The sequence below is a fragment of the Clavibacter californiensis genome (assembly GCF_021952865.1).
Classification (GTDB): domain Bacteria; phylum Actinomycetota; class Actinomycetes; order Actinomycetales; family Microbacteriaceae; genus Clavibacter; species Clavibacter californiensis.
Window position 1 is genome coordinate 515,216 of record NZ_CP040792.1, and the last position, 19,994, is coordinate 535,209.

Below are 19,994 nucleotides of genomic sequence, written 5' to 3' on the forward strand. Positions count from 1 at the left end.
CGGGGCGCGGTGCACCCTGGCGGCTCTCGCGGTCTCGATGGAGGCGAGCAGGTCCACGCCCCCGGGCCCCGGCACGCAGGCCGCACGGGATGTCCGGCACTCCTCCATCAGCGCGGTCCACGGCGGGGATCCCCTCAGCTCAGCTCGCGCCCCATCTGGATCCGCCGTCCGAGCCGGTCGAGGCCGAGCCGAGCCTCCGTCGCCACGAGCGCCCGATGGAACGGCGTCGCGGGCTGCTCTTCCGCGAACCCCATGCGCGCGTAGGAGGGCGCGTTCCACGGCACGTCCGCGAAGGTGCGCAGCGTGATCCGGCGATGTCCGCGCCGCCGGGCCTCGCCGGCGGCCGCCTCGACGAGGGCGCGCCCGTGGCCGCGGCGGCCGTGCTCCGATGGCACCGAGACCTGTTCGAGGTGCGCGAGGCCGTCGACCTCGAGGACGTGCGCGAAGCCGACGAGCCCGGCGCTGCCGTCGTCTGCGTCGGGATCCTCGGCCACCAGCAGGAACCCCGGCTCCGCGGCGCGCGACGCCCCGGTCGGCGCGGGCGGCCAGTCCTCAGGGCCCAGCAGGTCGACGAGCAGGCGGTCGGCGTCGTCCTCGATCCGCTGCAGCGCCTCGAGGTCGCGGGCGGCGGCGAGGCGGATCCGGGTGGGCACCCTGCATCGTACGAGGGGCGCGGGCCGGGCCTCAGCCCCGCACGCGCCCCCGTCGCGTCTCCGCGGTTCGAGCTAGTCCGCGTCCACCACGATCACCGTGACCACCGGCGTGCGGCGGTGGCGGCGCTGGAGCCAGCGCTGCAGGCCGTCGCTCATGGCGCGCTCGGCGGCGACGCCGTCGAGGTGGCGCTTGGCGGCCGCGTTTTTCAGGGCGGTGCTGATGGCGGCCTCGGCCTCGGGGATCCAGCCGTCGTGCTCCACGAAGCCGCGCGTGATGAGCTCGGCCGGGTGGATGAGCTTCTGCTCCTTCTCGTCGAAGATGCCGAGCACGGTGATCTGCCCCTCGGCGGCGAGCGTGCGGCGCTCCTCGAGCGCCTCCTCGGTCGCGACGCCGATGGTCATTCCGTCGACGAAGACGTAGGGCGCGGGCACGCGGCCGGAGATCGACGCGCGGCCGTTGACCAGGTCGACGCTCACGCCGTCCTCGATGACGAGCGCGTTCTTCACGCCCGTGCTCTCGGCCAGGGCGGCGTTGGCGACGAGGTGGCGCCACTCGCCGTGCACGGGCAGCACGTTGCGGGGCTTGACGAGGTTGTAGCAGTAGACGAGCTCGCCGGCGCTGGCGTGGCCGGAGACGTGCACCTTCGCGTTGCCCTTGTGCACGACGTCGGCACCCCAGCGGATCAGGCCGTTGATCACGCCGTAGATGGCGTTCTCGTTGCCGGGGATGAGCGAGCTGGCCAGGAGGATCGTGTCGCCCTCGCCCACCTCGATGATGTGCTCGCGACGCGCCATGCGGCTGAGCGCCGCCATCGGCTCGCCCTGCGAACCCGTGCAGATGAGCGTGACCTTGTCGTCCGGCAGCTTGTTCAGCGCCTTGAGGTCGATGACGAGGCCCTTGGGGATGCGCAGGTAGCCGAGGTCGGAGGCGATCTTCATGTTCCGCACCATCGAGCGGCCCACGAACGAGACCTTGCGGCCGTACTGCTCGGCCGAGTCGAGCACCTGCTGGATGCGGTGCACGTGGCTCGCGAAGCTGGAGACGACGATGCGCTTGGGCGCCGTGCGGAACACCTTCTCGATGGCGGGCGTGAGGTCCTTCTCGGCGGTCGTGAAGCCGGGCACCTCCGCGTTGGTCGAGTCGGTGAGGAACAGGTCCACGCCCTCCTCGCCGAGGCGTGCGAACGCGCCGAGGTCGGTGAGGCGGCGGTCCATCGGGAACTGGTCCATCTTGAAGTCGCCCGTGTGCAGGACCATGCCGGCGCCGGTGCGGATCGCGACGGCGAGGCCGTCGGGGATGGAGTGGTTCACGGCGACGAACTCGAGGTCGAACTTGCCCGCGGTGATGCGGTCGCCCTCCTTCACCTGGCGGGTGACGGGCTTGATCTTGTGCTCCTCGAGCTTCGCGCTGATGAACGCGAGCGTGAGGCGGGATCCGATGACGGGGATGTCGGGCCGCTCCTGCAGGAGGTACGGGACGCCGCCGATGTGGTCCTCGTGGCCGTGCGTGAGGACGATGCCCGTGATCTTGTCGAGGCGCCCACGCAGGGTGCTGAAGTCGGGGAGGATCACGTTGATGCCGGGCTGGCTCTCCTCGGGGAAGAGGACGCCGCAGTCGACGATGAGCAGCTCGCCCTCGTACTCGAACAGCGTCATGTTGCGGCCGACGTCGCCCAGACCGCCGAGGGGCGTGACCCGCAGGCCGCCGCGGGGCAGGCGCCCGGGCTTGGCGATGTCGAGGGCGTGGGCGTGGGACGTGGGAGGCATGGTGCCTTTCTGGTCAGGTCGTGCGGGTGATGCCGAGGTGCGCGGATCGTGCTCGCGCGGTTCGTGCGTGGAGACGGTGCCTCCGGTGATGTCAGGGGCCGTCCGGGAGGACGGGTGGTGCGGCGCCGGGTCGCGGACGACGGGGGCGATGCGCGTCGTGCGGATGCCGTATCGCGCCCGGTCGGATCAGGGACCAGCCGGTGTGGGCTGAGGTCCGTGTCGCGATGGCGAGCGGCGGCGCGCGATGCGCGGTCAGGGTCGAGTCTCCCATGCCCGGGACGCGGAGTCCGCCCGGGCGCTCCGCGAGCCCGCTCCGGGCCCGCTCCGGGAGCCGAGGTGACGCCAACCCTCCCTTCACGTTAGGGTTGGTCGCAGGAGCCCGCTCCGATCCCCTTCCCCTCCCGGCCGCCCGAACGGCGGCCCATCACCCGCGCGACGACGCGCCATCGACCTCATCAGAGCGGGCCCGGAGCCCGCGACAGAACGGAGCCCCTCCATGGCCTCAGGAACAGCCACCCCGACCGCCGTCGCGCCGACCGCGCGACACCCCAGCCCCACCGTCCTCCAGGCGCTGCGGAGCCCGCGCCTCCTCAGCCGCGAGGTGCTCGCGGGCCTCGTGGTCGCGCTCGCGCTCATCCCCGAGGCGATCTCGTTCTCGATCATCGCGGGCGTGGATCCGCGCGTCGGCCTCTTCTCCTCGTTCGTGATGGCCGTCGCCATCGCGTTCCTCGGCGGCCGGCCCGCCATGATCACCGCGGCCACGGGCGCCGTCGCGCTCGTCGTGGCGCCGGTCGTCCGCGACCACGGCCTCGACTACCTCATCGCCACCGTCATCCTCGGCGGGATCCTGCAGATCGTCCTCGGCCTGCTCGGGGTCGCGAAGCTCATGCGCTTCATCCCGCGCTCGGTGATGGTCGGGTTCGTCAACGCGCTCGCGATCCTCATCTTCTCCGCGCAGATCCCGAACCTCGTGGGCGTGCCGTGGCTCGTCTACCCGCTGGTCGCGGTGGGGATCGCGATCATCGTGGTGATGCCGCGGATCACCAAGGTCGTCCCGGCGCCGCTCGTCGCCATCGTCGTGGTCACGGCCGCGGTGGTCGTCACGGCGCTCGCCGTGCCGACCGTGGGCGACGAGGGCGCGCTGCCGGACAGCCTGCCGACCCTCTTCATCCCGGACGTGCCGCTCACGTTCGACACGCTGCGGATCATCGCGCCGTACGCGCTGGCGCTCGCGCTCGTCGGGATCCTCGAGTCGCTCATGACCGCGAAGCTCGTCGACGACATCACCGACACCCCCTCGCGCAAGACCCGCGAGACGCTCGGCCAGGGCGGCGCGAACATCCTCTCGGGCCTCTTCGGCGGCATGGGCGGCTGCGCGATGATCGGCCAGACGATGATCAACGTGAAGGCATCCGGTGCCCGCACCCGCATCTCCACGTTCCTCGCGGGCGTCTTCCTGCTGATCCTCGTGGTGGGCCTCGGCGACGTCGTCGCGATCATCCCGATGGCCGCGCTCGTGGCAGTGATGATCATGGTCTCGGTCGGCACGTTCGACTGGCACAGCATCCGGCCGTCGACGCTGCGCCGCATGCCCGTGGGGGAGACGCTCGTCATGGTGCTCACCGTGATCGTCGTCGTGCTCACCGACAACCTCGCCATCGGCGTCATCGTCGGCGTCATCGCCGCGATGATCGTGTTCGCCCGCCGGGTCGCGCACTTCGCCACCGTCGAGCGCACCGTGCGGGTGGACGCCGACGGCGTCGAGACCGCGCACTACGCCGTGATCGGCGAGCTGTTCTTCGCCTCCAGCAACGACCTCACGACGCAGTTCGACTACGCGGGCGACCCGGAGCGCGTCGTCATCGACATGAGCGGATCCCACGTGTGGGACGCCTCGACCGTCGCGGCCCTCGACGCCATCACGTACAAGTACGAGCGCCACGGCACGCGGGCCGTCATCAGCGGGATGAACGCCTCGTCCGCCGCGATGCACGGACGCCTCGCGGGGGAGCTCGGCGCAGGTCACTGACCGGGGTCGTCCGCCGGGGCCGCTCGATATCGTGGGCCCACCCGCGTGACCCGCGCGGCGTTCGAGGAGGAGCCCCCATGAGCAGCTACGCCGTCACCGATCCGACCACCGGCGAGACCGTCGCCGAGCATCCCGAGATCACCGACCAGGAGCTGCAGGAGGCGATCGCCGCCGCCGAGGGCGCGTACCGCGGCTGGTCGCGCCGCACCACGATCGCCGAGCGCGCCGCCCTCGTCGCGCGCGTCGCCGAGCTGCACGTGGAGCGCCGCGACGAGCTCGCCCGGATCATCGTGCGCGAGATGGGCAAGCCGCTCGACCAGGCGCTCGGCGAGGTCGACTTCGCCGCCGACATCCTCGGCTACTACGCGCGGAACGCCGAGGAGTTCCTCGCCGACGAGGCCATCGAGCTCGCCGACGGCACCGGATCCGCGTTCGTGCGCCGCTCGGGCCTCGGCGTGCTGCTGGGGATCATGCCGTGGAACTTCCCCTACTACCAGGTGGCCCGGTTCGCGGCGCCGGCCATCGTCACGGGCAACACGATCCTGCTCAAGCACGCGCCGCAGTGCCCGGAGTCGGCCGAGGCGATCCAGCGCATGTACCGCGAGGCGGCCGCCGAGCTCGGCGCCGACGCGGGCGTGTACGTGAGCGTGCTCGCCACGAACGCGCAGATCGAGGGCGTCATCGCCGACCCGCGCGTGCAGGGCGTCTCCGTCACGGGATCCGAGCGGGCGGGCGCCGCCGTCGCGGAGATCGCCGGCCGGCACCTGAAGAAGGTCGTGCTGGAGCTCGGCGGATCCGACCCCTTCATCCTGCTGTCGACCGACGACCTCGACGCGGCCGTCATCGACGCCGTCAACGCGCGTCTCGACAACAACGGCCAGTCCTGCAACGGCGCCAAGCGCTTCCTCGTGATCGACCACCTCTACGACGACTTCGCCGCGCGCTTCACGGCGCAGCTCACGGCGGCCCAGCCCGCGGATCCGATGGCCGACGGCACCCTGCTCGGCCCGCTCTCCTCGCGCGCCGCGACCGAGCGGCTCACCGAGCAGCTGTCCCGCGCGGTGGACCAGGGCGCGACCGTGCTCGCGAGCGGCGAGCCTGTCGGCAACCTCTTCCCGCCTGCCGTGCTCGCCGGCGTGACCCCCGACATGGACGCCTACCGCGAGGAGTTCTTCGGCCCCGTCGCCGCGCTCTACCGCGTCTCCTCCGAGGAGGAGGCGGTCGCGCTCGCCAACGACACCCCCTTCGGCCTCGGCTCGTACGTCTACACGACGGACCCGGAGCAGGCGCTGCGGGTCGCCGACGGCATCGACGCGGGCATGGTCTGGGTCAACCTCGTGCTCGGCGACGCCGCCGAGCTGCCCTTCGGCGGCGTGAAGCGCTCGGGCTCGGGCAGGGAGCTCGGCCGCCACGCGGTCGACGAGTTCGCGAACCGGAAGCTCATCCGCATCGCATGAGCGGCGGGGGCGGCATCGCGCTCGGCGTCGTCGGGATCCTCGCCCCCGGCGCCGTCCCACGTCGGGGCCCGTGTCCTCGTGTGACGCGGGCGCTCGCCACGGCGGGGGGAAGCCCGGCACCATGGCCGCCATGGTGGAGGTCACGACGGCGCCGATCGACGAGATCCGCGGCCAGCGCACGAGCATCAAGTGGACGCGGTTCCCCGCGGACGTGCTGCCCCTGTTCGTGGCCGAGATGGACTACGCGATCGCCGAGCCCGTCGTCGAGGAGCTGGTGCGCCGGGTGCGCGCGTCCGACGTCGGCTACCTCGACGGGCCCGGCCCGCTGGCGCCCGCCTTCGCGCGGTTCGCCCGCGAGCGCTGGGGCTGGACCGTCGACGAGTCCCGGGTGCGCATCGCCACCGACGTGAGCGTCGGCATCGTCGAGACGCTGCGGCTCGCGGTGCCGCGGGGCGGACGCGTGGTCGTTACGCCGCCCGTGTACCCGCCGTTCTTCGAGCTGGTGGAGGAGGCGGGCGCGCGCGTCGAGGAGGTGCCGCTGCTCGTCGCGGACGGCCGCGCGTCCCTCGACCTCGCGGGGCTCGAGCGCGCGTTCGCGTCCGGGGTCGACGCGTTCCTGCTCTGCAACCCGCACAACCCGTTGGGGCTCGTGCACGACGCGGTGACCCTCGCGGCCGTCGCGCGGCTCGCCGCCCGCCACGACGTGCTCGTCATCAGCGATGAGGTGCACGCGCCGCTCACGCTGCCGGGGGCGACCTTCACGCCGTTCGCGCCGCTGGCCGAGGCGCTCGGCGCCAGCTCCGTGTGCGTCACGTCGGCGAGCAAGGGCTGGAACCTCGCGGGCGCCAAGTGCTCGCTCGTCATCGCGGGGGATCCGCGCACCCACGCCCTGCTCGACGGCCTCGTCGAGGAGGTGGCCTGTCGCACGAGCATCCTCGGGCTGCACGCGAACGTCGTCGCGTTCTCCTGTACCGACTGGCTCGACGATGCCATCGCCCGAATCGTCGCGAACGACCGCCTCCTCGCCTCCCTCCTCGCCGAGCACCTGCCCGGCGTCGTCCACCACCGCCCCTCCGCCGGCTACCTCGCCTGGCTCGACCTCCGCCCGCTCGGCCTCGGCGCCGATCCCGCCGCGGTGCTGCTCGAGCGGGCTCGAGTCGCCCTCAACGCCGGCCACTGCTACGGCACCGGAGGCGCCGGCCACGCCCGCCTCAACCTCGCCTGCGATCCCGACGTGCTGCGGGAGGCCGTGCGGCGGATCGCGGCCGCCGTCGGATCCAGGCGAACCCCCGCCCGCGTCCCCGCCTGCGTCCCCACCCACGTCGCCATCCACCGAGGAGCACCCGCATGACCGACCGCATCCTGACCACGCACGCCGGCAGCCTCCCGCGTACGCCCGAGCTGACCCGGCTGCTCGTCGCCCGCGACCAGCGGCGCGCGTTCGACCAGGACGAGCTGGCGGAGGTCACCGCGTCCGCCGTCGCCGACACCGTGCGCCGGCAGCTCGAGACCGGGCTCGACATCGTGAACGACGGCGAGGTGCCGCGCGTCGGCTTCTCGACCTACGTGCTCGAGCGCATCGACGGGTTCGGCGGCGCCGGTCACCGGAAGCCCACGCTCGACTCGATCAAGTTCCCCGAGTACGCCGCGTTCCAGGCGAAGCAGATCGTCGAGGGGGCGGATGTGGCGCGGGTCTGGGATCCGCCGGTCGCCCAGGGCCTGCTCGAGTACGACCCCGCGCTCGCCGGGATCACGGAGGACCTCGACGGGTTCGACCGCGAGCTCGCCGTGCAGGCCGGCCGCGGCCTCGCGCCCGCCGGCACGTTCTTCTCCGCGGCGACTCCGGGGATCGTGTCGACGACGCTGCTGCTCGACGCCGCGAACCCGCACTACGGCGACGACCGCGCCTACGTCTTCGCGCTCGCCGACCAGCTGAAGCTCGAGTACGACGCCATCGTCGCGCGCGGCCACACGCTGCAGCTCGACGCGCCCGACCTCGCGATGGAGCGGGTGATCCAGTTCGGCGACGCCACCCTCGAGGAGTTCCTCGCCGCGGTCGACCTGCACGTGGACGCGCTCAACCACGCGATCCGCGACATCCCGCGCGAGAGGGTGCGCCTGCACGTGTGCTGGGGCAACTGGCAGGGCCCGCACCAGGACGACGTGCCCGTCGACGTGCTGCTCCCGCACCTGTACCGGGCGAACGTGGGCGCGTTCAGCATCCCGCTCGGCAACCCCGCGCATCAGCACGAGGCGCCGTCGTTCCGCGCGCACCCGCTGCCGGAGGGCGCGGTGCTCATCCCGGGCGTGGTGGATGTGACCACCAACTACCTGGAGCACCCGCAGGTGATCGCCAACCGGATCCTTGAGGTCGTCGACGCCGTGGGCGACCCGACCCGCGTGATCGCCGGCACCGACTGCGGCCTCTCGACCTTCGCGAGCTACGAGTTCGTCGCCACCGACGTGGCGTGGGCGAAGCTCGGCGCGCTCGTCGAGGGCGCGGCCATCGCCTCGCGTCGGGCGTTCGGCGCGTGAGCGTGCTCGACGGGATCCGCGCCGCCGCGACGCGCGAGGACGCCGCCGCCCCGGACGCCGCGGCCCGGGCGACCGCCGGCTTCACCACGCGCCAGGTGCACGCCGGATCCGCGATCGACGGCGACCACGGCGCCCGCGTCTCGCCCGTGCACCTCAGCGCCGGCTTCGTCTTCGACAGCTTCGCCGAGGCCCGCGACCGGTTCGCCGGCGTCGATGAGGGCTACCTCTACACGCGCAACGGCAACCCGACCACCGACGAGGTCGAGAAGCGGCTCGCCGAGCTCGAGGGCGGCACCGAGGCGATCCTCCTCGCGAGCGGCCAGGCGGCGACCACCACCGCGCTGCTCGCGATCCTGCAGGCCGGCGACCGGATCCTCTCCTCGAGCAGCATCTACGAGGGCAACCGCGGCCTGTTCCGCCAGAACCTCGGCCGGCTCGGCATCGGCGTCGACTTCGTGGACGACCACCGCGACCTCGACGAGTGGGCCAGCCGGATCACGCCGGAGACGCGCGTGCTGTTCGGCGAGCCCATCCCGAACCCCAAGAACGACCTGCTCGACCTCGCGGGGATCGCCGATGTCGCGCACCGCCACGGCCTGCCGTTCGTGGTCGACGACACGCTCGCCACGCCCTACCTGCTGCGGCCGATCGAGCACGGCGCCGACGTCGTCGTGCACTCCACGAGCAAGTTCCTCGCGGGCCACGGCTCGGTGCTCGGCGGCGTGGTGGTCGACGGCGGATCCTTCGACTGGGCCGCCCGTCCCGACCTCTTCCCGCACCTGAACCAGCCCGAGCGGTCCTTCGGCGGCGCGAGCTGGGCCGACCGCTTCGGCCGCGGCGCGTTCGTCGCGTACGCCCGCGAGATCGTCGCGTCCCGCTTCGGCCCGACGCCCGCGCCGTTCAGCTCGTTCCTGCTGCGGCAGGGGATCGAGACGCTGTCCCTGCGCGTCGAGCGCCACTCGGCCAACGCGCTCGCGGTGGCGCGCTTCCTGGAGGCGCGGCCCGAGGTGTCGTCGGTCGACTACTCGGGGCTGGAGTCGAGTCCGTCCCACGAGCTGGCGCTGAGGTACCTGCCCGACGGCCAGGGCTCCGTGTTCTCGTTCACGCTCGCGGGCGGCGAGCCGGCGGCCGAGGCGTTCACCGACGCGGTGCGGCTGTTCAGCCGGATGACCCACCTCGGCGACGTGCGCTCGCTCGTGCTGCACCCGGCGTCCACCACGCACGCCGGCCGTACGCCCGAGGAGCGCGACGCCGCGGGGATCTGGCCGGGGCTCCTCCGCGTGTCCATCGGCATCGAGGACATCGCCGACATCCTGCGCGACCTCGAGCGCGGCCTCGATGCCGTGCGCGCCCTGCCGGCGATCGGATCCTGACGGTGGCCCGCCGCCAGCACCTCGGCTGGTTCCTGTCCCGCGGCTTCGGCCCGCAGGGCTGGGGCCACCCGTACCGGGAGTGGAACCACGACTGGACCCGGCCCGACCTCTACCAGCAGTCCGCGCGCGAGCTGGAGCAGGCCGGGTTCGAGCTCATCGTGATGGAGGACGCCGTCTCCCTCGGCTCGCCCGAGACGCTCGACCTCCGCGTGCGCGGCGCGTACGGCGGCCCCAAGCACGACCCGCTGCTGCTCGCGCCGTGGCTCTTCGCGGCGACCTCGCGCATCGGTCTGGTGCCCACGATCAACGCCGGGATCACGCCGCCGTACCTCGCGGCCCGGCAGGCGCAGACGCTGCAGCACCTGAGCGCGGGCCGGTTCGGGATCAACCTCGTCACCGACGTCGGCAGCGCCCGGCACGTGGGCCTCGCACCGCTCCCGCACGACGGCGCGTACGACCGAGCCGACGAGTGGATGGAGGTGGTCCGCCGCCTCTGGCACAGCTGGGACGGCGGCGCGCTCGTCGAGGATCCGGCCACCGACCGCTTCGCCGACGGATCCCGGCTCGACGCCTTCCAGCACCGCGGCGCGCACTTCTCGGTCGACGGGCCGCTCAACGCCGTGCCCTCCGCGTTCGGCGACCCCGTGATCGTCTCGCCCGGAGGATCCCCGCGCGGCCTCTCCTTCGCCGGCACCCAGTCCGACGTGCAGCTCGGCCTCGCGCCCCTCGAGCCCGCGAAGCTCCTCGCCTACCGCGCGAAGGTGCTCGACGCGGCGGCCGCGCACGGGCGCGGGCCGGGCGACATCCGCATCCTCTTCGTCGTGAAGCCCGAGATCGTGCCGAGCGAGGAGGAGGCCCGTCGGGTCGTGGATGCGTCCCGCCACCCGGCCGACGAGCAGCTGCGGGCGATCGCGCTCGGCTGGTCGAGCGACCTCGAGACCGACCTCACCCGCCTCGACCTCGACCGCCCGGTGGACCGCGGCGTCTTCGGCGAGCATGTCTCGCACGGCACCATCGCGGGCCTCTACGGCGGCACCGAGGATGCGCCGCTCCGCGAGCTGCTCACCCGCAAGGCGCGCAAGGGGCTGGTGTCCGAGCGTGCCGGCTTCGTCGGCACGGCCGAGGCGTTCGCCGACTTCGTCGAGGAGCTGGGCGACGACGCGGACAACGACGGCCTGCTCCTCTCGGGCGACCTGCACCCGGTCACGCTGCACCGCATGCTCGACGACCTCGTGCCGGTGCTCCGCCGCCGCGGGATCCTCCGCGACGAGCTGGCGCCGGGCGGCCTGCGGGCGAACCTCTTCGGGTGAGGCGGTAGGCGCACATCGCGTCGGCCATCAATACCTTTATTAGTACTAAAGTTAATGATCAAGCTGAGGGGTGCCGGAGAGGAGCTGCACATGTCGTACGTGGAGCTCGTCTGGGATCCGCAGGACTCGGCTCACCTCAGCCGCCGTGATCGCGCGCGGGGCGTCTATCGGGCGTTCGTGCCCGAGGAGCTCCCCACTTCCCTCCCGCAGCTCGGGCGCGAAGCGGAGGATGCCGCGACCGACGCCCTCGCGGTGCTGGCGAGAGCCGACGAACGGATCCGACGCCGAGCCGGCTACCTCAATCACCTGCTCATCCGGTCCGAGAGCATCTCCTCGTCCTGGATCGAGGGCAACCGCGTGACTCCGAAGCGACTCGCGATCGCCGAGCTCCTGCAGCAGGGGACGCGGGTCGCCCTCGACGTCATCGCGAACGTGCGGGCCACCGAGGACGCGATCGACACCTTGGCGGATCGTGAGCGCCGAATCACCGTCCTGGACTTCGAGGCGCTCCAGCACGTCATCGAGCCCTCGCTCGCCGAGGGGATCCGGACGGAGCAGAACTGGGTCGGGGGATCCGGCTGGTCCCCGCTCCGGGCGGACTTCGTGCCGCCGCCGGAGGGCGAGGTCCGTCGGCTCCTCGAGGATCTCGCCCGCTTCTGCACGGACACGGAGGGCAACCCGGTCGTGCGGGCTGCCATCGCGCACGCCCAGTTCGAGACGATCCACCCCTTCATCGACGGGAACGGGCGCACGGGTCGCGCGCTCATCCACACGGTCCTGCGGCGGGGTGACGCGGTGCGCGACATCCTGATCCCCATCTCGACGGTCCTGTCTGCGGACGCGGACGCCTACATCGCGGGGCTCACGGCCTTCCGGGCGGGCCGTGTCGACGAATGGGTGCGCGCCTTCGCGGAGGCTGCCGAGCTGGCCGCTGGCACGGCCGTGCGCCTGGCGAAGGACGTCGCCCGGCTCGACCAGGAGAGCGTGGAGCGTCTCGTGGAGCATCGGCGTCAACAGGGGCTGGCGCCCGCGCGGCCTCGGGCGGACGCGGTCGTCCTGCGCATCCTCGATCGGCTGGCTACCGATCCGGTCCTCACGGAGGAGAGCGCCGCGCGCACCCACGGGGTGTCGCGGGTGGCCGCGCACCGGGCGCTGACCCAGCTGGCCGACGCGGGTGTCCTCGCGCGCAACAAGGATCAGAAGGGGCGCCTCGTCTGCTGGACGGCGGATCGCCATCTCGCGCTCGTGGCCCTCAGCGAGCGGAGCAACAGGGTCGGCGGCGGGGACACGACCGCGAGGCGACCCCGCCAGGGTCCGCCGGCTCCCGAGGCGTCCGCGGTCGGGCACCTCCGGGGAACGGACCGCTCGGAGGGCTGAAGGGCGCCGCGAGGGAGGGGACCGCGCCTCAGGCCGCGCCCGTGCCCGCGATGTCGCGCAGCCGGCGGCGCACCGCCGCGTAGGAGGCGACCAGGGTCGCGTCGAGGCCGGCCGTGCGCGCATCCGCCCACTCGTCGAAGGCCGCGCGCACGGCGACGCCCGCGAGCTCCGTCACGAGCCGCGCCTCCTGCGCCGTGATGCGGCCGCCGAACGCCGTCGTGATCCGCTCGGCCAGCTCCCACGAGCGCGTCGCGTCGAGCGAGACCGCGGTGGACCGCAGCTGCGGCTCGTCGGCCATGAGCCGTCGCACGCGCAGCTGCTGGTGGGCGATGGCGGAGCGGTCGCCGTCGAGGCTCGCGAGCACGCGCTCGTACACGGCCTCGAGCTGGGGGAGCGGCGCGGATCCACGGTCGACGTCGGCGAGCCAGGCGTCGAGCGGCGCGTCGAACACGGGGTGCAGCGTGAGGACCGACTCCTCCTTGCTCGGGAAGTAGCGGAAGCACGTGCGGTCGGAGACGCCCGCGGCCTGCGCGATGTCGTGGATGGTGGTGGCCGCCATGCCGCGCTGCTCGAAGAGCGCGAGCGCCGCCTCGCTGATCTCGGTGGTCGTCGCCATGCGCCGCCGCTCGCGGAGGCCGGCGCCCGCTGGCGCCAGGGCCTCGCCGGGGTCCGTGCTCGTGCCCACCGCGCTCATCCCGTCACCTCCGTCCCTCCGCGTGCGCCGTCCGGCCGCACCTGTCGTCGACGCCAATTGTGTCATAGACTGCCACTCGGTCCGAGTCTGACATCCGGACCTCCCCGGCCTCGCACCGTCGCGCGCGCCCCGCCATCCACTCCCGGAGAACGCATCCCATGAGCACGCCGCCCATCGCCGAGACCGCACGCGACGAGACCCCGCCCTCCGCCGGGCACGCGGAGGCCGACCGCGCCGCGAGCGCGGGCGCCGCGACCGGCGATGATGAGCGCCTGCCCGCCGGCGCCCCGCTCGTCATCGGCCTGCTGGTCGTCGCGGCCTTCGTCGTGATCCTCAACGAGACGATCATGAGCGTCGCCCTGCCGAGCCTCATGGCCGACCTCGACATCACCACCGCCACCGCGCAGTGGCTCACCACCGGCTTCATGCTCACGATGGCCGTCGTGATCCCCGCGACCGGCTTCATCCTGCAGCGCTTCACCACGCGCCAGGTGTTCGGCGCGGCCATGACGCTGTTCTCGCTCGGCACGCTGGTCGCGGCGACCGCGCCCGGGTTCGGCGTGCTGCTCATCGGCCGCATCGTGCAGGCCAGCGGCACGGCGATCATGATGCCGCTGCTGTTCACGACCGTCCTCAACCTGGTGCCCGCCGCGCGCCGCGGCCGCCTCATGGGCATCATCTCCATCGTCATCGCGGTCGCCCCGGCGATCGGCCCGACGGTCTCCGGCCTCATCCTCAGCTCGCTGTCGTGGCGCTGGATGTTCTGGATCGTGCTGCCCATCGCGCTCGTGGCGCTCACGCTCGGCCTCTGGAAGATCACGAACCTCACCACCCCGCGGAAGCTGCCGTTCGACATCCTCTCCGTCGTGCTCTCCACGCTCGCGTTCGGCGGCCTGATCTTCGGCCTCTCGAGCCTGGGCGAGTCGGCCGAGGGCGACGCGCCCCTGCCGCTGTGGATCCCCATCACCGTCGGCGTGCTCGCGCTCGCCGCGTTCATCACCCGCCAGATCTCGCTGCAGCGCCAGGATCGCGCGCTCATGGACCTGCGCACCTTCCGCAGCCGCCCGTTCGTGGTCGCGATCATCATGGTGAGCGTCAGCATGATGGCGCTGTTCGGCAGCCTCATCGTCCTGCCGCTCTACCTGCAGAACGTGCTGCAGCTCGGCACGCTCGAGACCGGCCTGCTGCTGCTCCCCGGCGGCGCGCTGATGGCGATCCTGTCGCCCATCGTCGGCCGCCTGTTCGACCGCGTCGGGCCGCGCCCGCTCGTGATCCCCGGCGCCGTCGTCGTCAGCATCGCCCTCTGGGGCATGACCACGATGCTGCACGAGGGCACGTCCATCGGCTGGGTCATCGCGGTGCACCTGGTGCTCAACGCCGGGCTGGCGTTCATGTTCACGCCGCTGCTCACGTCTGCCCTCGGATCCCTGCCGCCGCGCCTCTACTCGCACGGCAGCGCGACCGTCTCCACGATGCAGCAGCTCGCGGGCGCCGCCGGCACCGCGCTCTTCGTCACGGTGCTCACGACCACGACGGTCGCGGGCCTCGCCGACGGCCAGTCGGAGGTCACGGCCACCGCGGCCGGCGTGCAGGCGGCCTTCATGATCGGCGGCTTCATCTCGCTCGCCGCGATCGTCGCGTCGTTCTTCGTGCGTCGCCCGGCGGAGCCGCTGCCGGAGGGCGTGGCGGCGCACTAGGCCGCTCCCAGCCCGACGCGCTTCCCCTCGACAGCTAATGGTGTTAGCTTGTAGCTACACCAATTAGCTGCCCGGGAGGACACGATGAGCGACACCCTCTCCATCGGCGCGGAGACCCTCGCCTACGACCTGGTCGGCGACGGCCCGCTCGTCGTGCTCGCCCACGGCATGGGCGACAGCCGCCGCTCCTACCGCTTCCTCGTGCCGGGGCTCGTGGCCGCCGGGTACCGGGTGGCGAACGTGGACATCCGCGGCTGCGGCGAGTCCAGCACCGGCTGGACCGGCTACAGCCGCACCGACATCGCGGGTGACCTCGTCGCCCTGGTGCGGCACCTCGGCGGCCCGGCCGTCGTCGTCGGCCAGTCCATCAGCGGCGGCGCGGCCACCATCGCGGCGGCCGACGCCCCCGACGTCATCTCCGGCGTCGTCGAGCTGGCGCCCTTCACCCGCGCCCAGTCCGCGGACCTCGGCGGCCTGGTCCGCGCGAAGGCCCACCGGGCGGCGACCGTGCAGCTCGCCCGCGTCCTCCTCGCCGGCAGCCTCGCCGGGTGGATGAAGTACCTCGACCTCGCGTTCCCCACCACGCCCGCCGACTGGGCTGCCGAGAGCGCCCGCATCCGCACGACCCTCGAGCGACCGGAGCGCATGGCCGTGCTGCGGGCGATGGCGAAGACGAGCCCGGCGGACGCGGGCGCACGGCTCGCCGACGTGCGGTGCCCCGTGCTCGTGGTCGAGGGCGGCGCGGATCCCGACTGGGCCGACCCGCGCGCCGAGGGCGAGCGGATCCTCGCCGATCTCCCCGACGGCCTCGGCGAGCTCGCGGTGATCGACGGCGCCGGGCACTACCCGCACACCGAGACGCCGGATCGGGTGCTGGCCCTCGTGCTGCCGTTCCTCGGCCGCACGCTCGCCGCGACGACGCCGGGCGCCCGTGCCTAGGGCCGGGCTCGATCCCGCGACGGTCACCGAGGCGGGCGCCGCGCTCGCGGACGAGATCGGCCTCGCGGGCCTCAGCATGGGCGCCGTCGCCGAGCGGCTGGGCGTCAAGACCCCGTCGCTCTACAAGCACGTCGCCTCCCTCGCCGACCTCCAGCACCGGATCGCCGTGCTCGCCACCGTCGAGGCGGGCGACGCGATGCGCGACGCGACGCAGGGCAGATCCGGCGAGGAGGCGCTGACCGGCGCGGCGCACGCGCTGCGCGACTACGTGACCGCGCACCCGGGGCGCTACGCGGCGACGGTCGGCGCGCGGTCGACGGGCGACGGCGATCCGCTGGATCCGGCGCGCGCCCGAGCCCTCGACGCCCTCTCCGCCGTGCTGCACGGCTACCGGCTCGGCGAGGCCGACCGGATCCACGCGCTCCGGATGCTGCGGAGCGTGCTGCACGGCTTCGCGACCCTGGAGGTCGCCGACGACTTCCAGATGGCGACCGACATCGACGTGAGCTTCGGCTGGATCGTCGCGTTCCTCGACGGCGGCCTGCGGGCGACGGCCGGCGGCGGGCGCGCGTCGTGAGCGGCGTGCGCTCGCGGGCGGTCCCGGCGGCGCGGCCCGGCACGCGGCCGCCCGGGCACGACACGCTCGCCGGCGGCCTGCGCTTCCTCGCCGAGCTCATCGCGTGGGTCGCGACCCCGTGGGCGCTCTGGCCGCACTCGATCCCGCTGGCCGTCGGTGCCGTCGTCCTGCTGATCGCCCTGCCGGCCGTCGTCAGCACCCCCGGCGACCGGCCCGGCGGCGACGGCCCGGTCGCGGCGCCCGGCATCGTGACGATCCTGCTCGTGCTGCTGCAGCTGGTCGCGGGGTCGCTGGCGGCGTGGGCGATCTGGCCGACGTGGATCGCCGTGGCCGTCACGGCGCTGTGCGTCGCGGTGGTGGTCGCCGAGCAGCCGCGCTGGCGGGCGCTGACGCGGCGGGGCTAGCGCGCCACGTCCTCCGGGCGACGCCACCGCTGGAGGAGCGTCGGCGCCGTGGCCAGCACCAGGATCGCGAACAGGGTCTGGTCCACCACGCCCCACGGGGCGATCCCGCCGACCGTCGCGAGGATGGTCCAGTTGACCGCGATGTCCACGAGGATCACCGCTATGCCGAGCGCCACCCCGGCGCGACGCCGGAGGGCCAGCAGCGCGATGACGAGCGGATCCAGCACCGTGAGCGAGACCCAGAAGGCGCGGAGCGCGGCGGGGAACCCCGCGTAGACGTCCATCCCGCCGACCGCCAGGTCGACGACGTGGGTCGCGGTGCCGATGCCGAAGCCCGCGATCCAGAGGGCGCGGATCACCCGCGAGGCGCGCTCGGGATCCCGGCGGCGCGCGTCGCCCACGTCAGTCCCAGCTCGCCGAGCCGGGTGCGACCGCCGCCCGCGCCCCGCCGCGCCAGCGCGCGATCGACTGCTCCACGTACTCGCCCACGAGGGCGGGCAGGTCCATGCGGGGATTGTGGATCCACTGGATCTCGAGCCCGTCGAGGATCGCGAGGAAGCACGCGGCCTCGTAGTCGAGCGTCGCGTCGTCCATCGGCGGCACCTGCTCCAGGGCGACGGCCTCGGCGATGCGGCCGCGGATCTGCGCGATGGTCCGCGCGTACCGGGAGCGCATGTACTCGTGCGCGGGGTGGGTCGCGTCGCTCGTCTCGGTGGCGAACGTCAGGTACAGCTCGAGGAAGCCGCGGTGCTCCACGTGGTAGCGCATCAGGTCGACGAAGGCGCGCAGCGCGGGCAGGCCCGGGGCGGCCTCGGAGACGAACGGCTGCTGCCGGTCCCACTGCCGCAGCACCTCCGTCAGCAGCTCCTCCTTCCGGAAGTAGCGGAGCACGGCCGCGGGGGACACGCCGACCTCGTCGGCGATCTCCTTGATCGTGGCGGCGCCGTAGCCGCGGACGCCGAACACGCGGACGGCTGCCGCGACGATCTCCGCGCGCCGTCGGACGCCCGTCGAGTAGAGCCCGCGGGACGCCATCCCAGCGCCCGCGACCGTTTCCGTGGCCGCGCTCTCATCCGCATCAGCGCGCGGAAAGTTTTCCATCGGGCCGTCGGATCCCCGGCGTCCCGGGGCGGCGCTCGTCGACTTGGTCACGATGTAGATCCTTCCCCTTGTGCCTCCGTGAAGCCGGACGTACAGTGACGCAACCGTAAACGACGAGTCAGTTTTCGTCGTGCGGATCATTGCTAGGGACGAGGGCGTCGTGGGCGAAGAGGTGTTCGGTGTGGGCCTTGTCGGGGCCGGGCCGGTCGGGCAGGCCATCCACCTGCCGACCCTGGCGCGCATGGCGGACCGGTTCCGGGTCGTCCACGTGATGGACGTCGACGCGGACGTCGCCGAGCGGGTCGCCGCCCGGGCCGGTGCCCGGCACTCGACCGACGCGGACGCGCTCATCCAGGACCCGGCCGTCGACGTCGTCGTCATCGGCAGCCCGAACCGCTTCCACGCCGAGCAGGTCGTCGCCGCGTGCCGCGCCGGGAAGCGCGCCGTGCTGTGCGAGAAGCCGCTCGCCGTCTCCGCCGAGGAGGGGCGCGCCATCGCCCGCGCGTCCGCCGAGCACGGCGTGCCGGTCATCGTCGGGACCATGCACGCGTTCGACCCGGCGTGGATCGCCGCGGTCGCCGCCTGGGACGCCTCCGGCCGCGCGCCGCACACCGTCCGCATCTCAGCCGTGATCCCGCCGAACCCCGACTCCGAGGACTCCGCCACCGAGATCGTCGGCCGCCCCGCACCCCGTGTCGCGGGCGAGCCGGACCTCGAGGCGCAGGCGCTGGCGGTCACCGGCGGCGTGCTCGGCCTCGCGATCCACGACCTCCCGCTCGCGCGCCGCCTCCTGCCAGACGCCCGCCCGCGCGTCCTCAGCGCGCGCGCCCTCCGGCCGTGGGGCTACGAGATCGTCGCGATGGTGGGCGAGAGCGTGCTGGAGATCCACGGCATCGGCGGTGCATCGTGGGATCCCGAGTGGACGCTCGACGCCGTCGCGCGCGACCGCTCCCTCCACCTCGACTTCTCGCTCTCCTACGTGCACGCCGGATCCAGCACCGCCACCCTCACGGACACCCACGGCACCACCGGCTGGGGCCCCTACCCGGACAACGGCTACGTCGGCGAGTGGGAGCACGTGCACGACGTGATCACGGGCCGGGCCGCGCCGGTGCCGATGGAGGCGCAGCTCGCCGACCTCGACCTCGCGACCGACATCGCGGAGCAGAGCGCCGCGATCATCCGCTCGGGCGGCGCCGTCCCCGCGGCGACGACCGTCGACGCACCCCGGACGGAGGTCGCGGCATGACCGCCCTGACACTCCGCATCGACGCCGGCGGCTCGGCGACCCACGCGCACGCGGCCGTCGCCACCCTCGCCTCCCTGCCCGAGTCCTTCCGCCGCACCGACGACGCGGGCGACGTGGTCGTGGTCGCCGGCGGCGCGGGCTGGGCCGGCCGCGCGACGGCAGCCGCCCGATCCGGCGCACGCGCCCTCCTCGTGCTCGACCCCGGTCCCGCAGCCGACGCCGAGCTCGCGGATCTGGCCGAGGCCGGCGTCCCCGTGGTGCTCGACGTGCCGTGGCGGCACGACGAGGCCGTGCGCCGGGTCGCGCCGCGGATCCACCGCCTCGCCGCCCCGGGCGCGCTGTTCGAGGCGCGCGCCACCGTGGCGTCGACCGACGACCTCGCGGGCTCCGGCCGCGCGCTCGCCCTCACCGCGCAGGTGCTCGTCGGATCCCCGCTGACGGAGCTCGCGCCCCTCGCGGAGACGCCCGACCACCTCATGCTCTCCGGCAGCACCGCGTCCGGGGTGCACGTGATCGTCAGCGCGGTCGTCACGGCCCACGCCCACGGGTGCGCGACCTTCCGGCTCGTCGTCGGCGACCGCGCCGCGCACGTCACCCTCCCCGCGCCCGGCACGGCAGCACCCGGACGCGCGAGCGTCACGGACGCCGCCGGCCGCGAGGACCTCCCCGTCGTCTTCGAGTCCGGCCACCGCACCGCGATGCGCCTGGCCCGCGACGCCGCCCACGGCCGATGCGCGCCCGACGACGTCGCCGACCTCCGCGCCCTCCTCGCCGCCGCGCCCGCGCTCGCCGCCGACGCGCGCCCCTAGACCCAGCCCCTTCCCTTCCACCA

The 19,994-nt window shown here is 73.5% G+C and carries 18 protein-coding genes; 13 read left to right on the forward strand and 5 right to left on the reverse strand.

Annotated elements, in window-relative coordinates:
- Positions 1-134: 134 nt before the first annotated feature.
- Positions 135-653, reverse strand: coding sequence for a GNAT family N-acetyltransferase (locus FGD68_RS02755; protein WP_119372389.1), 519 nt, complete (start codon positions 651-653; stop codon positions 135-137).
- 72 nt (positions 654-725) lie between these two features.
- Entirely contained in the window at positions 726-2,420 is a 1,695-nt protein-coding gene (locus tag FGD68_RS02760; RefSeq protein ID WP_051629155.1) for a ribonuclease J, read from the reverse strand.
- Between the two features lie 496 nt (positions 2,421-2,916).
- On the opposite strand from FGD68_RS02760, the gene FGD68_RS02765 reads away from it, so the two are divergent.
- The 7 genes from FGD68_RS02765 to FGD68_RS02795 all read left to right on the forward strand — a co-directional run bounded on the left by FGD68_RS02765 (position 2,917) and on the right by FGD68_RS02795 (position 12,501).
- Positions 2,917-4,449 carry a SulP family inorganic anion transporter gene (locus FGD68_RS02765; RefSeq protein ID WP_119372388.1) on the forward strand — a complete coding sequence of 511 codons (1,533 nt, stop codon included), beginning with the start codon at positions 2,917-2,919 and terminating at the stop codon, positions 4,447-4,449.
- Positions 4,450-4,526: 77 nt separating this feature from the next.
- A complete protein-coding gene (locus FGD68_RS02770) occupies positions 4,527-5,906 on the forward strand; it encodes an NAD-dependent succinate-semialdehyde dehydrogenase (RefSeq protein ID WP_119372387.1) in 1,380 nt (459 codons plus the stop codon).
- A gap of 121 nt (positions 5,907-6,027) precedes the next feature.
- Positions 6,028-7,257: a MalY/PatB family protein gene (locus FGD68_RS02775; protein WP_237609743.1), complete on the forward strand. Its 1,230-nt coding sequence runs from the start codon at positions 6,028-6,030 to the stop codon at positions 7,255-7,257.
- A complete protein-coding gene (locus FGD68_RS02780) occupies positions 7,254-8,441 on the forward strand; it encodes a cobalamin-independent methionine synthase II family protein (protein ID WP_104236700.1) in 1,188 nt (395 codons plus the stop codon). The genes FGD68_RS02775 and FGD68_RS02780 overlap by 4 nt, the downstream gene beginning before the upstream one ends.
- Positions 8,442-8,443: 2 nt before the next feature.
- A complete protein-coding gene (locus FGD68_RS02785) occupies positions 8,444-9,814 on the forward strand; it encodes an O-acetylhomoserine aminocarboxypropyltransferase/cysteine synthase family protein (RefSeq protein ID WP_119372386.1) in 1,371 nt (456 codons plus the stop codon).
- 2 nt (positions 9,815-9,816) lie between these two features.
- Entirely contained in the window at positions 9,817-11,124 is a 1,308-nt protein-coding gene (locus FGD68_RS02790) for an LLM class flavin-dependent oxidoreductase (protein WP_119372385.1), read from the forward strand.
- Between the two features lie 54 nt (positions 11,125-11,178).
- The gene (locus FGD68_RS02795) at positions 11,179-12,501 is read left to right on the forward strand and encodes a Fic family protein (protein WP_237609744.1); all 1,323 of its coding nucleotides are present in this window, start codon (positions 11,179-11,181) and stop codon (positions 12,499-12,501) included.
- A 28-nt stretch (positions 12,502-12,529) separates the two neighbouring features.
- Here FGD68_RS02795 and FGD68_RS02800 read toward each other — a convergent pair whose 3' ends face one another.
- Entirely contained in the window at positions 12,530-13,195 is a 666-nt protein-coding gene (locus FGD68_RS02800) for a TetR/AcrR family transcriptional regulator (RefSeq protein ID WP_237609745.1), read from the reverse strand.
- Positions 13,196-13,353: 158 nt separating this feature from the next.
- Here FGD68_RS02800 and FGD68_RS02805 point away from each other — a divergent pair, with 158 nt between their 5' ends.
- The 4 genes from FGD68_RS02805 to FGD68_RS02820 all read left to right on the forward strand — a co-directional run bounded on the left by FGD68_RS02805 (position 13,354) and on the right by FGD68_RS02820 (position 16,812).
- Complete coding sequence (locus tag FGD68_RS02805) at positions 13,354-14,892, forward strand: DHA2 family efflux MFS transporter permease subunit (protein WP_182480964.1); 1,539 nt, start codon at positions 13,354-13,356, stop codon at positions 14,890-14,892.
- Between the two features lie 84 nt (positions 14,893-14,976).
- Positions 14,977-15,831: an alpha/beta fold hydrolase gene (locus FGD68_RS02810; protein ID WP_119373570.1), complete on the forward strand. Its 855-nt coding sequence runs from the start codon at positions 14,977-14,979 to the stop codon at positions 15,829-15,831.
- A complete protein-coding gene (locus FGD68_RS02815; protein ID WP_237609746.1) occupies positions 15,824-16,408 on the forward strand; it encodes a TetR/AcrR family transcriptional regulator in 585 nt (194 codons plus the stop codon). Before FGD68_RS02810 ends, FGD68_RS02815 begins: the two co-directional genes overlap by 8 nt.
- Positions 16,405-16,812 carry a hypothetical protein gene (locus FGD68_RS02820; RefSeq protein WP_237609747.1) on the forward strand — a complete coding sequence of 136 codons (408 nt, stop codon included), beginning with the start codon at positions 16,405-16,407 and terminating at the stop codon, positions 16,810-16,812. Before FGD68_RS02815 ends, FGD68_RS02820 begins: the two co-directional genes overlap by 4 nt.
- Here FGD68_RS02820 and FGD68_RS02825 read toward each other — a convergent pair.
- A complete protein-coding gene (locus tag FGD68_RS02825; protein WP_119373696.1) occupies positions 16,809-17,213 on the reverse strand; it encodes a hypothetical protein in 405 nt (134 codons plus the stop codon). The genes FGD68_RS02820 and FGD68_RS02825 overlap by 4 nt on opposite strands.
- A gap of 1 nt (position 17,214) precedes the next feature.
- A complete protein-coding gene (locus FGD68_RS02830; protein ID WP_237609748.1) occupies positions 17,215-17,847 on the reverse strand; it encodes a TetR/AcrR family transcriptional regulator in 633 nt (210 codons plus the stop codon).
- A gap of 226 nt (positions 17,848-18,073) precedes the next feature.
- Here FGD68_RS02830 and FGD68_RS02835 point away from each other — a divergent pair, with 226 nt between their 5' ends.
- Positions 18,074-19,162 carry a Gfo/Idh/MocA family protein gene (locus FGD68_RS02835; RefSeq protein ID WP_119373698.1) on the forward strand — a complete coding sequence of 363 codons (1,089 nt, stop codon included), beginning with the start codon at positions 18,074-18,076 and terminating at the stop codon, positions 19,160-19,162.
- The gene (locus tag FGD68_RS02840) at positions 19,159-19,971 is read left to right on the forward strand and encodes a hypothetical protein (RefSeq protein WP_104236709.1); all 813 of its coding nucleotides are present in this window, start codon (positions 19,159-19,161) and stop codon (positions 19,969-19,971) included. The genes FGD68_RS02835 and FGD68_RS02840 overlap by 4 nt, the downstream gene beginning before the upstream one ends.
- Positions 19,972-19,994 lie beyond the last annotated feature (23 nt).

What these genes read in the sequence shown, in the direction of transcription:
- FGD68_RS02760 (WP_051629155.1), bottom strand. Translation starts at nt 2,420, where the DNA reads ATGCCTCCCACGTCCCACGCCCACGCCCTCGACATCGCCAAGCCCGGG.
- FGD68_RS02765 (WP_119372388.1), top strand. Translation starts at nt 2,917, where the DNA reads ATGGCCTCAGGAACAGCCACCCCGACCGCCGTCGCGCCGACCGCGCGA.
- FGD68_RS02770 (WP_119372387.1), top strand. Translation starts at nt 4,527, where the DNA reads ATGAGCAGCTACGCCGTCACCGATCCGACCACCGGCGAGACCGTCGCC.
- FGD68_RS02775 (WP_237609743.1), top strand. Translation starts at nt 6,028, where the DNA reads ATGGCCGCCATGGTGGAGGTCACGACGGCGCCGATCGACGAGATCCGC.
- FGD68_RS02780 (WP_104236700.1), top strand. Translation starts at nt 7,254, where the DNA reads ATGACCGACCGCATCCTGACCACGCACGCCGGCAGCCTCCCGCGTACG.
- FGD68_RS02795 (WP_237609744.1), top strand. Translation starts at nt 11,179, where the DNA reads ATGATCAAGCTGAGGGGTGCCGGAGAGGAGCTGCACATGTCGTACGTG.
- FGD68_RS02800 (WP_237609745.1), bottom strand. Translation starts at nt 13,195, where the DNA reads ATGAGCGCGGTGGGCACGAGCACGGACCCCGGCGAGGCCCTGGCGCCA.
- FGD68_RS02805 (WP_182480964.1), top strand. Translation starts at nt 13,354, where the DNA reads ATGAGCACGCCGCCCATCGCCGAGACCGCACGCGACGAGACCCCGCCC.
- FGD68_RS02810 (WP_119373570.1), top strand. Translation starts at nt 14,977, where the DNA reads ATGAGCGACACCCTCTCCATCGGCGCGGAGACCCTCGCCTACGACCTG.
- FGD68_RS02830 (WP_237609748.1), bottom strand. Translation starts at nt 17,847, where the DNA reads ATGGCGTCCCGCGGGCTCTACTCGACGGGCGTCCGACGGCGCGCGGAG.
- FGD68_RS02840 (WP_104236709.1), top strand. Translation starts at nt 19,159, where the DNA reads ATGACCGCCCTGACACTCCGCATCGACGCCGGCGGCTCGGCGACCCAC.